This window comes from Pantoea sp. EABMAA-21, assembly GCF_030053335.1.
Lineage (GTDB): Bacteria > Pseudomonadota > Gammaproteobacteria > Enterobacterales > Enterobacteriaceae > Pantoea > Pantoea communis.
Genome location: NZ_JASGBX010000009.1, coordinates 189,938 through 204,070, shown reverse-complemented (window position 1 = coordinate 204,070; position 14,133 = coordinate 189,938). Strand labels below are relative to the sequence as shown.

Genomic DNA, 14,133 nt, shown 5'->3' with positions numbered 1-14,133 from the left:
GTTATGCGTTTTCCTAACACATCCCGCGCCTGTCCGCAGTCCAGCTATTACAGACGTGAGAAATCATTGAAAAGTGCAAGCCCCATTAATAACACCAGCAGAATTGAGCCAATGCGATAACTGAAGTCCTGAACTCGCTCGGACACCGGTCCACCTTTGATCTTTTCGATCGCCAGAAAGAGCAGATGTCCACCATCTAATACCGGCAGAGGGAACAGGTTGATGATCCCCAGATTGACGCTGATCAGCGCCAGGAACATCAGATAATAAATCACCCCGTATTCCGCTGATAACCCTGCACCTTGCGCAATCGAAATTGGCCCGCTCAGATTATTCAGCTTCACATCCCCGGTAATCAACTTGCCCAGCATTGAGACCGTTAACTTCATCAGTTGCCAGGTTTTGACACTGGCTTCACCGATAGCGGCAAAGGGCCCATACTGCCTAACCGTTTTATACTCATCCGGCAGCGGAATGACGCGCGGAATCACTCCCGCAAAGCCTTCCGCTTCATTGCCCGGTTTCGCTTCTGGCGTTAACGTCAACGCCACGAGTTCGCCGTTACGTTCCACATCCAGCGCCATGTTTTTGCGCGGATTATCGCGCACCTGCGCCGCAAAAGCCTGCCATTGTGTTAACGGCTGACCATCGACTTTAACGATCCTGTCGCCTGCTTGCAAACCGGCAGCGCTGGCCGGCGAATTTGCCTGCACTTCAGCTAAGGTCGTTTCGATTTGTGGCCCACGAGGACGAATCCCTAATGCCACAACCGGGTCCTGTTTATCCGGTTCGAACTGCCATTCGCGCAAATCGACCTGCTTCTGCTGCGTGGCATCTTCACCGAATTGCGAGACGGTAAGCGTGGTACTGCTGTCGCCGATTTTTCCGATCAGCGCCATGCGCACTGCATCCCAATCAGGCGTTTCGATACCATCTACCGCTTTAAGTTCCATACCGGAGGTAATTTGCGCTTCAGCCGCGACGGAACCGTTCAGAATTTCGCCAACAACCGGACGCACACCGGGTACGCCGTGGATAAAGACGACCCAATAAGCGAAGACGGCAAAGATAAAGTTAGCAATGGGGCCGGCCGCGATGATCGAAGCACGCTGCAGCACAGTTTTATTGTTGAAGGCCTGATGGCGGAGTTCAGCGGGAACGCTCTCTACGCGTTCGTCGAGCATTTTGACGTAGCCGCCGAGCGGGATCAGGGCAATGACGTATTCCGTGCCCTGACGATCGCTACGACGCCACAACGCTTTGCCAAAGCCAATCGAGAAACGTTCGACTTTAACACCGCAGCGGCGGGCGACCCAAAAGTGGCCGAATTCGTGCACGGTGATCAGTACGCCAAGTGCCACGATAAAGGCGACAAAACTCCAGAGTATGCTCAACATTGTCGCTAATCCTCAGAGGGTGCGGAACACCAGCAGCAGCAGGCAGGCAAAAACCGGCACCGCAGCGGTCAGGCTGTCGATACGATCGAGGATACCACCGTGACCCGGAATCAAGTTACCGCTGTCTTTGATGCCCGCTTCACGTTTGAACATGCTCTCGGTCAGATCCCCCAGAACCGAAGCCAGCGTAGCAATAACGGCACAGATAATCAGCGTACCCGGCGCCACAGAAAGCGGAGCCAGCAGCGCAAACAGCCAGGCGATAATCGCGGATGACAGCAGGCCGCCAAAGAAGCCTTCCCAGGTTTTACCCGGTGACACTTTTGGCGCCAGCTTATGTTTACCAAACAAACGGCCAAACATGTAAGCGCCAGAATCTGCGCCCCAGACCAGCAGCATCACAAACAGCAACCACCATGCTCCCGCAAAGTGATCGGTATCGTAATGATACTGGCGCAGCGCCATCATGCCCCAGAAGAAGGGAATCACGGTCAGGATGCCGAATAACACGCGGAGTGGGCGCGAAGTGCGCCACAACGCCGCAGAGGCAGGATAAAACAGCACGAGAAACAGGGCGACAATCCACCATCCCAGCGCGGCCCAAAGTGAGCCCTCCATCTGGAACTGGTGCAGATTGCGTTGATAGGGTTGCAGGGTGAACAGCATCACTGAGAGCAATAAACCGCATAACACGGCGAGCCAGATACGCTGCTGACGTGTCTTCATACCCGCCAGCTGCCCCCATTCCCAGGCGGCAAGCATACAGATGATGATAGTGGTAATCGCAAATCCGGACAGCGGTAACCAAAACAGAGCAGCGATCACCAGCGGAATCAGAATAAACGCGGTGATCAGACGAGACTTCAGCAAAGGTTACCCCCAGATTGCTCAGGCGCCGCCTGGTGCCGCGCCGCCAAAGCGTCGCTCCCGCGAAGAGAATGCATTCAGTGCACCTTCAAAAACGTGTTCATCAAAATCAGGCCAAAGAACATCGGTAAACCAAAACTCAGCATAGGCAATCTGCCACAGCAGGAAGTTGCTAATCCGATGCTCTCCCCCGGTCCTTATCACTAAATCCACCGGCGCCAGCTCCTGCATACACAGATAGGGAGCCAGACTTTCTTCGGTTATCTGGTCAGGACGTAATAAACCTTCCTGAACCTGTTCAGCCAGTTTTCTGGCACCCTGGATAATATCCCAACGGCCACCATAGTTGGCAGCAATGTTGAGGGTGAGTCCATTATTTTGCTGAGTCAGTTCCTCGGCGCGACGAATGCGTTCCTGAATACGATTATTGAAACGACTGATATCGCCAATCACGCGCAGACGCACGTTATGCTTGTGCAGGCTTTTGACTTCGCTGTCGAGCGCCCAGACAAACAATTCCATTAAGGCCGTCACTTCCTGTACCGGTCGGCTCCAGTTTTCACTGCTGAACGCATAGAGCGTGAGCGCTTCCAGTTTATGGCTGACCGCAAAGCTGACGGCCCGGCGTACTGATTTTACCCCGGCTTTGTGGCCTGAAATACGCAGTTTGCCCTGATTTTTTGCCCAGCGACCATTACCATCCATAATGATGGCCACGTGACGTGGCGTGCAGTACGACTCGTCATCGATTGTGTTGTGATTGTTGGACGACATAACGCGTAATAATTCCTTTCATCAGAAATGCTGTGGTTTCTGAATACATTGCGCCTGCGGCAAACCCCGGCATCGCTACCAGATGACATCGAAACAATGTCGGGCCGAAAAACGCGAGCGAGCGACTATACCATTTTCACCCTGAGCGAACAAATAGCGGGAAGTATCAACCTGCTAAACGAAAGCGTGGTAGCAATTCTGTGGCACAGATACGCGCTAACCGATCGATCTCCATCACATCCTCAATGCTGCCCGGCTCCTGGCATATCAGGGACGTCAGCACTTCGCTGTTGATGGCGGCGATGTCGGTAAAGCGAATCTGATGCTGCAGAAATGCCGCAACGGCCACTTCGTTTGCCGCATTCAGCGTGGTGGTGGCGGCCTGCCCTGTTGAGCAAGCATCGATTGCCAGCTTCAGGCAGGGATAGCGCTCATAGTCCGGCTCAGCAAACGTCAGTGACTTCATTCGCGTGAAATCGAGTGGCGTTACGCCGGCCGAAATACGTGCTGGCCATGCCATGCTGTGCGCGATAGGGGTTCGCATATCAGGCGACCCTAGCTGCGCCAGCACACTGCCATCGCAGTAACGCACCATGGAGTGAATCACCGACTGCGGATGCAGGATGACTTCCATCTGTGCGTCAGTGGCATTAAATAGCCAGCGGGCTTCAATGTATTCAAGACCTTTATTCATCATGGTGGCCGAATCAACGGAGATTTTACGCCCCATTGACCAGTTCGGATGTGCGCACGCTTGATCTGGCGACATAGCGGCCAAATCCGCTAATGGCGTGTCACGAAAAGGACCACCCGATCCCGTAAGGAGAATAGAATCAATGCCATTCTCTCGCAGATCAGCGTACCCCAACTGATGCTGTATGGAAGCGGGTAAACTCTGAAAAATGGCGTTGTGCTCGCTGTCGACCGGCAACAGCTGTGCCTTGTGATGACGCACAGCCTCCATAAACAGGCGGCCGCACGTGACAAGTGACTCTTTGTTCGCGAGTAAAACGGTTTTGCCAGCACGAATTGCGGCAAGTGTGGGTTGCAGCCCGGAGGCGCCAACAATAGCCGCCATCACCTGATCCACTTCATCGAGTGCCGCCAGCTCGCAAGCCGCCTGAACGCCGGAGAGCACTTCGGTAGGAAGATTCAATGCTCTCAGTCGCTCACGCAGCGCTTGTGCGGAGGCTTCATCAGACATCGCCGCATAGCGTGGGGTAAATTGCTGACACTGTTCAGCCATCAGCGCTACGTTTTGACCCGCCACCAACGCGGTGACCTGGTACAAGTCTGGATTGGCTGCGATGACTGCCAGTGTGCTGGTACCAATCGAGCCGGTGGAACCCAGCAGAGTTAATCGCTTCATCATGCTATCCCTGTGACGTCGTGGATCGTGCCTGCAACAGCGCCAGGCACAATGTAAAACGCCGCCAGAGTCGCACAACGTCTCTGAACGGCGTTTTTAAAGGCAGTAGATGGAATTAGAAATCCATCAGTTCCTTTTCTTTTTCGGCCAATGCGACATCAACATTTTTGATATAGCCATCGGTCATTTTCTGGATCTCATCCTGCGAGCGACGTTCGTCGTCTTCGCTGATCTCTTTGTCTTTCAGCAGCGCTTTGATCTTGTCGTTAGCATCGCGGCGCACGTTACGAACAGAAACACGCCCCTGCTCCGCTTCACCACGCACGACCTTGATCAGATCTTTACGACGCTCTTCGGTCAGCGCTGGCAGTGGCACACGAATATCGGTACCTGCTGAGCTTGGGTTCAGACCCAGGTCAGATGCCATAATCGCTTTTTCAACGGCCGGGCTCAGTGAGCGGTCAAACACGTTGATTTTCAGCGTACGAGAATCTTCTACCGTGACGCTAGCCAGCTGACGCAATGGCGTAGGTGTACCGTAGTAAGGCACCATAATGCCGTCGAGCAGTGAAGGCGAAGCACGACCGGTGCGCACTTTGCTGATTTGGTTTTTGAATGCTTCCACGCATTTTTCCATGCGCGTGTCGGCATCTTTTTTAATGTCGTTAATCACGTTAAAACCCTTGGATTCGGTTTGACCTGGCCATCTCCGGGCAGCCCGGAAGTGGTATCGATAAACATCGATCATCCTGAAAGCTGCGCGATGCCACTGCATCGCGCCAACAGAATATACCTTATTTTATCTTGCGTCGGGTATTAATGCGTAATCAGAGTGCCTTCTTTTTCACCCATCACTACGCGACGCAGTGCGCCAGGCTTGTTCATGTTGAAGACGCGGATCGGCAGTTGATGGTCGCGAGCCAATGTAAAGGCCGCCAGATCCATCACTTTCAGCTCTTTATCCAGTACTTCGCCATAGGTCAGCTGTTCATACAGCGTCGCGTCCGGGTTTTTCACCGGATCATCTGAATAAACACCGTCAACTTTGGTGGCTTTCAATACCACATCGGCTTCGATTTCGATGCCACGCAGACAAGCGGCGGAGTCAGTGGTAAAGAACGGGTTGCCAGTACCGGCGGCGAAAATCACCACGCGGTTATTGCGCAGCAGGCTGATCGCTTCTGCCCAGCTGTAGTTATCACATACGCCATTCAGCGGAATCGCGGACATCAGACGCGCGTTAACATACGCACGGTGCAATGCGTCTCGCATTGCCAGACCGTTCATCACGGTTGCCAGCATACCCATGTGATCGCCGACCACACGGTTCATGCCTGCCTGTGCCAGGCCAGCGCCACGGAACAGGTTACCGCCACCAATAACCACACCCACCTGGATGCCCAGCTCAACCAGCTCTTTCACCTCTTGCGCCATACGGTCAAGCACGCTCGCGTCAATACCAAAACCTTCGGCACCTTGCAGTGCTTCGCCACTCAGTTTTAGCAGGATACGTTGATATACAGGTTTTGCGTTGGTCGCCATGGTCAATTCTTCCTGGAAGATATGATGAATGAGAAGTTAAATCTGATCGATCATCCGCTTAGCGAACGAAAAAAGCTATTGGGATGAGACTGAAAAGTGGTCCACGCAAAACGCAGACAAAAAAGAACCGCCTTCCGGCGGTTCTTTCGGAGCATTAAGACTGTTTGGACATTGCAGCAACTTCTGCTGCGAAGTCAGCTTCAACTTTCTCGATGCCTTCGCCCACTTCGAAGCGGATGAAGTTAATCACGTCTGCGCCTTTCTCTTTCAGAGCCTGGCCAACAGTTTTGCTTGGATCGATAACGAAAGCCTGACCGGTCAGAGAAACTTCGCCGGTGAATTTCTTCATGCGGCCTTCAACCATTTTCTCTGCGATTTCTTTAGGCTTGCCAGACTGCATGGCGATGTCCAGCTGAACCTGGTACTCTTTCTCAACCACATCAGCAGACACGTCTTCTGGCTTAACGAATTCTGGCTTGCTTGCCGCAACGTGCATCGCAACTTGCTTGCTCAGCTCTTCATCAGCACCGGTGGTAGAAACCACTACGCCGATACGTGCGCCGTGCTGGTAGCTGTTCAGCTGAGCACCTTCCAGGATAGCAACACGACGGATGTTGATGTTCTCACCGATTTTAGCAACCAGCGCTACGCGTTCTTCTTCGAACTGCGCTTTCAGAGCTTCAACATCAGTCACTTTACCAGCAACAGCTGCATCCAGCACTTTGTCAGCGAAAGCCTGGAATCCAGCATCTTTAGCAACGAAGTCAGTCTGGCAGTTAACTTCCAGAATCACTGCGAAACCATCAGCGATTTTGGTTTTGATCACGCCGTCAGCAGCAACGTTGCCTGCTTTCTTAGCGGCTTTGATCGCGCCAGATTTACGCATGTTCTCAATCGCCAGCTCGATGTCGCCGTTCGCTTCGGTCAGCGCTTTTTTGCAATCCATCATGCCTGCGCCAGTACGCTCACGCAGTTCTTTTACCAATGCAGCGGTAATTTCAGCCATTCCAGAATCCTCGATTCGTCTCTGTGTGCGTTAACACTGTCAGAAACTTGTTGCGGAAAATTTACTCTGCCCCGCTTACCCGAAAGAAGCGTGACAAACTTAGATAAATAAAAGGGGCCTGTGCGGCCCCCTTAACAGATAACATCTGATGTCTAAGGGCTCTTAGAAAGAGCGAACCTTATTAAGCTTCAGCAGCTTCTTCAGCCTGCTCAGCCAGATCCTGTGAACGGCCTTCGCGCACGGTGGTCGCAACAGCAGTCAGGTACAGGCTTACAGCACGGATCGCATCGTCGTTACCTGGGATAACGAAATCAACGCCATCTGGATCAGAGTTGGTATCAACGATAGCAAATACTGGGATACCCAGGTTGTTTGCTTCTTTGATTGCGATGTGTTCGTGGTCAGCGTCAACAACGAACAGTGCATCCGGCAGACCGCCCATATCTTTGATACCGCCCAGGCTGTTTTCCAGCTTGGCCAGTTCACGAGCACGCATCAGTGCTTCTTTTTTGGTCAGTTTGTCGAAAGTACCGTCCTGAGACTGAGTTTCCAGATCTTTCAGACGCTTGATTGACTGACGAACAGTTTTCCAGTTGGTCAGCATACCACCCAACCAGCGGTGGTTAACGAAGAACTGGTCGCAGCTCAGAGCTGACTCTTTTACCGCTTCGGCAGCAGCGCGCTTAGTACCAACGAAAAGGATTTTGCCTTTACGTGAAGAGATCTTCTGCAACTCAGCCAGAGCTTCGTTGAACATTGGTACAGTTTTCTCAAGGTTGATGATGTGAACCTTGTTACGAGCACCGAAGATGAATGGCTTCATTTTCGGGTTCCAGTAACGGGTCTGGTGACCAAAGTGAACACCAGCCTTGAGCATGTCGCGCATTGAAACAGTTGCCATGATTACCTCTAAAGTATGATTGGGGTTGGGCCTCCATGTATCCCATACAACCGACCTCTTTCAAGGCACCCCGGCGTATGTGTCGATACATGTGTGTTTTAGTACACATAATGAGTTTTATGCGTTTCCTGCCAGCCAACAAAACGAAGGTGACAGAGAATCGTCGGCGCGCTTTATACCATAACGCGCAGGAATACGCCAACAGTTGTTAGCAGCGTGAGCGAGGAGTCATCCCGATTTGGCAGCCTAATGACTGACTGCTAACATGACTGCCACAGAACTCATTATTGTCGAAAATGTCGGCAATTGCGGATTATTTAATGGCCATTTCAATCAAAACCCCTGAAGAAATCGAAAAAATGCGCGTGGCGGGCCGTCTGGCTGCTGAAGTGCTGGAAATGATCGCCCCGCACGTGGTGCCGGGTGTGACCACAGGTGAACTCGACCGCCTCTGCCACGATCACATCACGAATAAGCAGCAGGCTATCTCAGCCTGCCTTGGCTATCACGGCTTCCCGAAATCGGTGTGTATTTCGGTTAATGAAGTGGTGTGCCACGGCATCCCGAGCGATGACCGCGTTTTAAAAGATGGCGATGTAGTCAACGTTGACGTCACGGTGATCAAAGACGAGTATCACGGCGATACCTCGAAGATGTTCATCGTCGGCAAACCGACTATTCAAGGCGAGCGCTTGTGCCGTGTCACCCAGGAAAGCCTCTACATTGCACTGCGTCTGGTTAAACCGGGCATCCGCCTGCGCGAGCTGGGCCGTGCGATTCAGCAATATGTTGAAGCACAGGATTTCTCTGTGGTACGTGAATACTGCGGCCACGGGATCGGCAAAGGTTTCCACGAAGAACCACAAGTGTTGCACTATGATGCCGATGACGGCGGCGTGGTGTTGCAGGCGGGGATGACCTTTACCGTAGAGCCGATGGTCAATGCCGGTGATTATCGTATCCGCACCATGAAGGATGGCTGGACCGTAAAAACCAAAGATCGCAGCTTGTCCGCGCAGTATGAGCATACTATTGTGGTGACAGAAAACGGCTGTGAGATTCTTACGCTGCGTGAAGATGACACCATTGCTGCGGTGCTCGAAAACAACGCGTAACGTTCTTCAAGACAGTACCAGGCCGGCATAATGCCGGCCTTTTTTATGGCGCTTACGAGGCATGTCGATGAGTGGTAGCGTGACCGAAGCAGTACACAAAGGCCTGACTGATTCCCCCGCCAGCTGGCCCGATGAAGCCCTGACGCGTGACAAATTAAAACTCTATCTGGAGCAATTCCAGCAGCATCTCGGTATGGCCTTTGATGCCGGTACTGACGTTGAATCACTGATTGATGCCCGCACGCTATTTATCGATCGTCTGTTGCGCCGACTGTGGCGCTTCTACGGCTTCGATAAAATGAAAGAGATTGCGTTGGTTGCGGTGGGCGGCTATGGCCGTGGTGAACTGCATCCGCTCTCCGATATCGATGTCTTGATACTCAGCCGCCAGCCACTGGATGATGCGGCCGCGCAACGCACCAGCGAACTCCTGACGCTGATGTGGGATTTAAAACTCGAAGTTGGCCACAGTGTGCGCACGCTGGAAGAGTGCTTACTGGAGGGGTTGTCCGATCTTACCGTCGCGACCAACCTGATCGAATCCCGCATGCTGACAGGCGATGTCGCCCTGTTCCTTGAGTTGCAGAAGAACATTTTCAGCGATGGCTTCTGGCCGTCCTCTCGCTTTTTCGCGGCCAAGATTGAAGAGCAGCAGGAACGTCATCAGCGCTACCACGGCACCAGCTACAATCTCGAACCCGATATTAAAAGCAGCCCGGGCGGCCTGCGCGACATCCACACCTTACAGTGGGTGGCGCGCCGCCATTTCGGTGCCACCACCATGGATGAAATGGTCGGTTTTGGCTTTATCACGGAAGCCGAACGTAATGAGATCAATGAATGCCAGGAGTTCCTCTGGCGAATTCGCTTCGCGCTGCACTTAACGCTCACACGCTACGACAATCGATTGTTGTTTGATCGCCAGCTCACTGTGGCACAGCGGCTCAACTATCTCGGCGAAGGCAATGAGCCGGTTGAGCGCATGATGAAAGATTTTTACCGGGTGACGCGCCGCATTGGTGAGCTCAATCAGATGCTGCTGCAGCTGTTTGATGAAGCGATCCTCGCGCTCTCCACCACCGAGAAACCGCGCAGCATTGATGATGATTTCCAGCTGCGCGGCAATTTGATTGATCTGCGTGACCCCACGTTGTTCGAACGTGAACCGCAGGCCATTCTGCGCATGTTCTATGTGATGGTACGTAATGAGAACATCACCGGCATTTACTCCACCACGCTACGTCATTTACGCCATGCGCGTCGTCATCTGAAGCAGCCGCTGTGCCAGATTGCCGAAGCGCGTGACACCTTTATGGCGATTCTGCGCCATCCGGGCGCGGTAAAGCGGGCGCTGGTGCCGATGCATCGCCACAGTGTCCTTTGGGCGTATACGCCGCTGTGGGGCAATATTGTCGGCCAGATGCAGTTTGACCTGTTCCATGCTTACACGGTGGATGAGCACACCATTCGCGTCCTGCAAAAGCTGGAAAGTTTCGCCAACGAAGCCACGCGTCCGATGCACCCATTGTGTGTAGAACTCTGGCCGCGTTTGCCACAGATCGAACTGCTGCTGATGGCTGCCTTATTGCACGATATTGCCAAAGGGCGCGGCGGTGACCACTCGATTCTGGGGGCGCAGGACGCGCTTGATTTTGCCGAATTGCACGGGCTCAACTCGCGGGAAACGCAGTTGGTGGCCTGGCTGGTGCGCCATCATCTGTTGATGTCGGTCACCGCCCAGCGCCGTGATATTCAGGACCCGACGGTGATTCAGCAATTCGCTGAAGTCATGCAGAATGAAAACCGCCTGCGTTATCTGGTGTGTCTCACCGTGGCCGACATCTGCGCCACTAACGAAAGTCTGTGGAACAGCTGGAAGCAGAGCCTGCTGCGTGAATTGTTCTTCGCGACCGAAAAACAGCTGCGTCGCGGTATGGAAAACAGCCCGGACTTGCGCGAACGCGTGCGTCATCATCGCTTACAGGCTCTCGCGCTGTTACGGATGGAAAACCTTAACGAAGAGCGCCTGCACCATATCTGGAGCCGCTGCCGTGCTGACTATTTCCTGCGTCACACGCCGAATCAACTGGCATGGCACGCGCGTCATCTGATCGACCATGACCTTACAAAGCCGCTGGTGCTGGTCAGCCCGCAGGCCACTCGCGGCGGGACTGAAATCTTTATCTGGAGCCCGGACCGCCCTCACCTGTTTGCCGCAGTAGCCGGTGAACTCGACCGCAGAAACCTGAGTGTGCACGATGCTCAGATCTTTACCAGCCGCGACGGCATGGCGATGGATACCTTTATTGTGCTGGAACCGGATGGCAGTCCGCTGGCCGCCGATCGTCATCCGATGATTATGCAGGCACTGGAGCAAGCGATTACCCAAACCGAATGGGTGCCGCCGCGAACACGTCGCCAGTCTGCTCGCCTCAAGCACTTCAGTGTCGATACCGAAGTGAATTTCCTGCCGACGCACACCGATCGTCGTAGCTATCTGGAGCTGGTCGCGCTGGATCAACCAGGCTTGCTGGCGCGTGTAGGGGAAGTGTTTGCCGACCTCGGCGTTTCTCTGCACGGCGCGCGCATCAGTACGATTGGCGAACGAGTTGAGGATCTTTTCATCCTGGCGGACAGCGAACGGCGCGCACTTGATGTCGAAATGCGCAATGTGCTGCAACAACGGTTGACAGAGGCCCTCAATCCAAACGATAAAGTGTGACCGCAATCGATTTATCGACTTAATTCTCTGTGTCAGCGCGACGCTGGCACCCGTATGACAGACTCAGGAAATTATTATGCAACAGTTACAGAGCGTTATTGAATCTGCCTTTGAGCGCCGCGCCGATATCACGCCAGCCAGCGTGGACAGCGTGACCCGTGAAGCCATCGAACAGGTTATTGGCCTGCTGGATAGCGGCGAACTGCGCGTGTCTGAAAAGATCAACGGAGAGTGGGTAACGCATCAGTGGCTGAAGAAAGCAGTGCTGCTGTCGTTCCGCATCAATGACAACCAGGTGATGGAAGGCGCAGAAACCCGTTTCTACGACAAAGTCCCAATGAAGTTCGCGAACTGGGATGAAGCACGCTTCAAAAATGCGGGCTTCCGCGTTGTCCCCCCTGCTGCCGTGCGTCAGGGCGCGTTCATTGCACGTAACACCGTGCTGATGCCTTCTTACGTCAACATCGGCGCTTACGTTGATGAAGGCACCATGGTTGACACCTGGGCCACCGTGGGTTCTTGTGCGCAGATCGGCAAAAACGTTCACCTGTCTGGCGGCGTCGGCATCGGCGGTGTTCTGGAGCCACTGCAGGCTAACCCAACCATCATCGAAGACAACTGCTTCATCGGCGCACGTTCTGAAATCGTTGAAGGCGTGATCGTGGAAGAAGGTTCAGTGATCTCCATGGGCGTTTACATCGGTCAGAGCACCAAAATCTACGATCGTGAAACTGGCGAAGTGCATTACGGCCGCGTGCCAGCGGGTTCAGTGGTGGTATCGGGCAACCTGCCGTCTAAAGATGGTAGCTATAGCCTGTACTGCGCCGTAATTGTGAAGAAAGTGGACGCTAAAACGCTGGCGAAAACCGGCATCAACGAACTGCTGCGTACCATCGACTAAGTCGGAAATTAGTCCGGTTACCCTGCCAACGGGCCTGTATTCGGGCCCGTAATTTTTTCTTTACACTCTCACCCAAACAACCTGCTTCGCGCCGCGAATTAACTGGTGCGTTTATTTTTCAAACAGTTCATAATCCGCGCCAGTTAACTCCGGTCGCGCACTGTTCATCCCGGTTTTTGTGTCTACAGTTGATTAAGTATGCCGTAAGCGTTCCGGTTGCTGCGTATCTGCCGCATCCCGAATGATGATGATAGTCCTGCGCGCTCACCCACTCTTAGATGGAATATAAACGCTATGTACGACAACCTGAAAAGCTTAGGTATCAGCTCTCCTGAAGACATCGACCGTTACAGCCTGCGTCAGGAAGCCAGCAACGACATTCTGAAAATCTACTTCCGTAAAGACAAAGGTGAATTCTTCGCCAAAAGCGTGAAATTCAAATACCCGCGTCAGCGCAAAACTGTCGTCGCCGATCACACCAGCCAGGGCTATAAAGAAGTACAGGAAATCAGCCCGAACCTGCGTTACGTGATCGACGAACTGGACCAGATTTGCCAGCGCGATCAGGTTGAAGTCGATCTGAAACGCAAAATCCTTGCTGATCTGCGTCATCTGGAAAACGTGGTATCCAATAAGATCGCTGAAATTGAATCCGATCTGGATCAACTGACCCGCAACGGTCGTTAATTTCCTCCCCCGCATTCCCAGGGCCAGCTTATGCTGGCCTTTTTTTTGCCTTAATTCAGTTTTATCTGGGCCTGTTTCACCTATCTGAATTCATAATCCCTGGCTAGTATCGGGTTATGTCTGACTTCAGGTATCACAAAAACCATGCAATTTGCAGCCATCACCTCAGGACAGCGCGGTCTGGATGTTCATATCGCCGGTGACCTCGCGCAGAAAATTCTCTCTGGAACGCTAAAGGCTGGTGATGTTCTGCCCAGCGAAATCGAGCTGTGCAGCCACTTTGGCGTCAGCAGAACTGCCGTGCGTGAAGCGCTCAAGCTGTTATCTTCAAAGGGATTATTAGAATCGCGGCCTAAGCTCGGCACGCACGTGCGCGACCGCACTTACTGGAATTTGCTTGATGTGCAACTGCTGGAATGGATGCAGGGCATTGAATCAACGGCGGAGATGTACCAACAGTTTCTGGCCTTCCGTGAGGCCATTGAACCGCAGGCCGCCCGACTGGCTGCGCTACACGCCACTCAGGCACAGCGCACTGAACTCTCTGTGTTATTCCGCGAAATGATCGCCGTTTGCGCCGCAAGTTCATTCGATCTTGCTCGCTGGCTGGAGGCAGACAGTGCCTTTCATCGCCTGATCTTTCACTCTACCGACAACTGTTTTTACATCCCGTTCGGTAATTTGCTGGAAACCATTTTTAAATGCTTTTTTACCTGGCCTTCCAGCGCGCAGGATATTTTTTTGGACGAACACCGCAAGATTTATGAAGCGATCATGATCGGCGATGCCGATGCGGCGCACAGGGCGTCGATGAATCTAATGCTTAACAGCACACAGCCTCGGCTATAACTT

The 14,133-nt window shown here is 53.2% G+C and carries 13 protein-coding genes; 5 read left to right on the top strand and 8 right to left on the bottom strand.

The genetic code is table 11. From position 1 onward, the window contains the following. Nucleotides 1–47 precede the first annotated feature (47 nt). The 8 genes from rseP to rpsB form a co-directional block, all read right to left on the bottom strand. Nucleotides 48–1,397, bottom strand: coding sequence for a sigma E protease regulator RseP (gene rseP, locus QMZ65_RS15060; RefSeq protein ID WP_038648921.1), 1,350 nt, complete (start codon nt 1,395–1,397; stop codon nt 48–50). 12 nt (nt 1,398–1,409) lie between these two features. Continuing rightward, entirely contained in the window at nt 1,410–2,267 is an 858-nt protein-coding gene (gene cdsA, locus QMZ65_RS15055; RefSeq protein ID WP_034829478.1) for a phosphatidate cytidylyltransferase, read from the bottom strand. Between the two features lie 18 nt (nt 2,268–2,285). Continuing rightward, entirely contained in the window at nt 2,286–3,038 is a 753-nt protein-coding gene (gene ispU / locus QMZ65_RS15050; RefSeq protein WP_034829480.1) for a (2E,6E)-farnesyl-diphosphate-specific ditrans,polycis-undecaprenyl-diphosphate synthase, read from the bottom strand. Nucleotides 3,039–3,204: 166 nt separating this feature from the next. Next, nucleotides 3,205–4,407, bottom strand: a complete 1,203-nt coding sequence (gene ispC, locus QMZ65_RS15045) for a 1-deoxy-D-xylulose-5-phosphate reductoisomerase (protein WP_283216249.1) — start codon at nt 4,405–4,407, stop codon at nt 3,205–3,207. Between the two features lie 115 nt (nt 4,408–4,522). Beyond that, nucleotides 4,523–5,080 (bottom strand): ribosome recycling factor, encoded by a 558-nt coding sequence (gene frr / locus QMZ65_RS15040; protein WP_034829486.1) that lies wholly within the window; start codon nt 5,078–5,080, stop codon nt 4,523–4,525. A 143-nt stretch (nt 5,081–5,223) separates the two neighbouring features. Continuing rightward, on the bottom strand, nt 5,224–5,949 hold the full coding sequence (gene pyrH / locus QMZ65_RS15035) for a UMP kinase (RefSeq protein WP_034829488.1): 726 nt from the start codon (nt 5,947–5,949) through the stop codon (nt 5,224–5,226). Between the two features lie 154 nt (nt 5,950–6,103). After that, nucleotides 6,104–6,955 (bottom strand): translation elongation factor Ts, encoded by an 852-nt coding sequence (tsf, locus tag QMZ65_RS15030; protein ID WP_034829489.1) that lies wholly within the window; start codon nt 6,953–6,955, stop codon nt 6,104–6,106. Between the two features lie 181 nt (nt 6,956–7,136). Next, nucleotides 7,137–7,856 (bottom strand): 30S ribosomal protein S2, encoded by a 720-nt coding sequence (gene rpsB / locus QMZ65_RS15025; RefSeq protein ID WP_034829491.1) that lies wholly within the window; start codon nt 7,854–7,856, stop codon nt 7,137–7,139. Between the two features lie 320 nt (nt 7,857–8,176). Here rpsB and map point away from each other — a divergent pair, with 320 nt between their 5' ends. From map to QMZ65_RS15000, 5 genes are all read left to right on the top strand, one after another. After that, nucleotides 8,177–8,971, top strand: coding sequence for a type I methionyl aminopeptidase (map, locus tag QMZ65_RS15020; RefSeq protein ID WP_034829494.1), 795 nt, complete (start codon nt 8,177–8,179; stop codon nt 8,969–8,971). Between the two features lie 67 nt (nt 8,972–9,038). Beyond that, nucleotides 9,039–11,693, top strand: coding sequence for a bifunctional uridylyltransferase/uridylyl-removing protein GlnD (gene glnD / locus QMZ65_RS15015; RefSeq protein WP_058962066.1), 2,655 nt, complete (start codon nt 9,039–9,041; stop codon nt 11,691–11,693). 76 nt (nt 11,694–11,769) lie between these two features. Continuing rightward, complete coding sequence (dapD, locus tag QMZ65_RS15010) at nt 11,770–12,594, top strand: 2,3,4,5-tetrahydropyridine-2,6-dicarboxylate N-succinyltransferase (protein ID WP_038648942.1); 825 nt, start codon at nt 11,770–11,772, stop codon at nt 12,592–12,594. A 294-nt stretch (nt 12,595–12,888) separates the two neighbouring features. Then, a complete protein-coding gene (locus QMZ65_RS15005) occupies nt 12,889–13,281 on the top strand; it encodes a DUF3461 family protein (protein ID WP_034829501.1) in 393 nt (130 codons plus the stop codon). Between the two features lie 144 nt (nt 13,282–13,425). Then, on the top strand, nt 13,426–14,130 hold the full coding sequence (locus QMZ65_RS15000; protein WP_283216248.1) for a FadR/GntR family transcriptional regulator: 705 nt from the start codon (nt 13,426–13,428) through the stop codon (nt 14,128–14,130). Nucleotides 14,131–14,133: the final 3 nt, after the last annotated feature.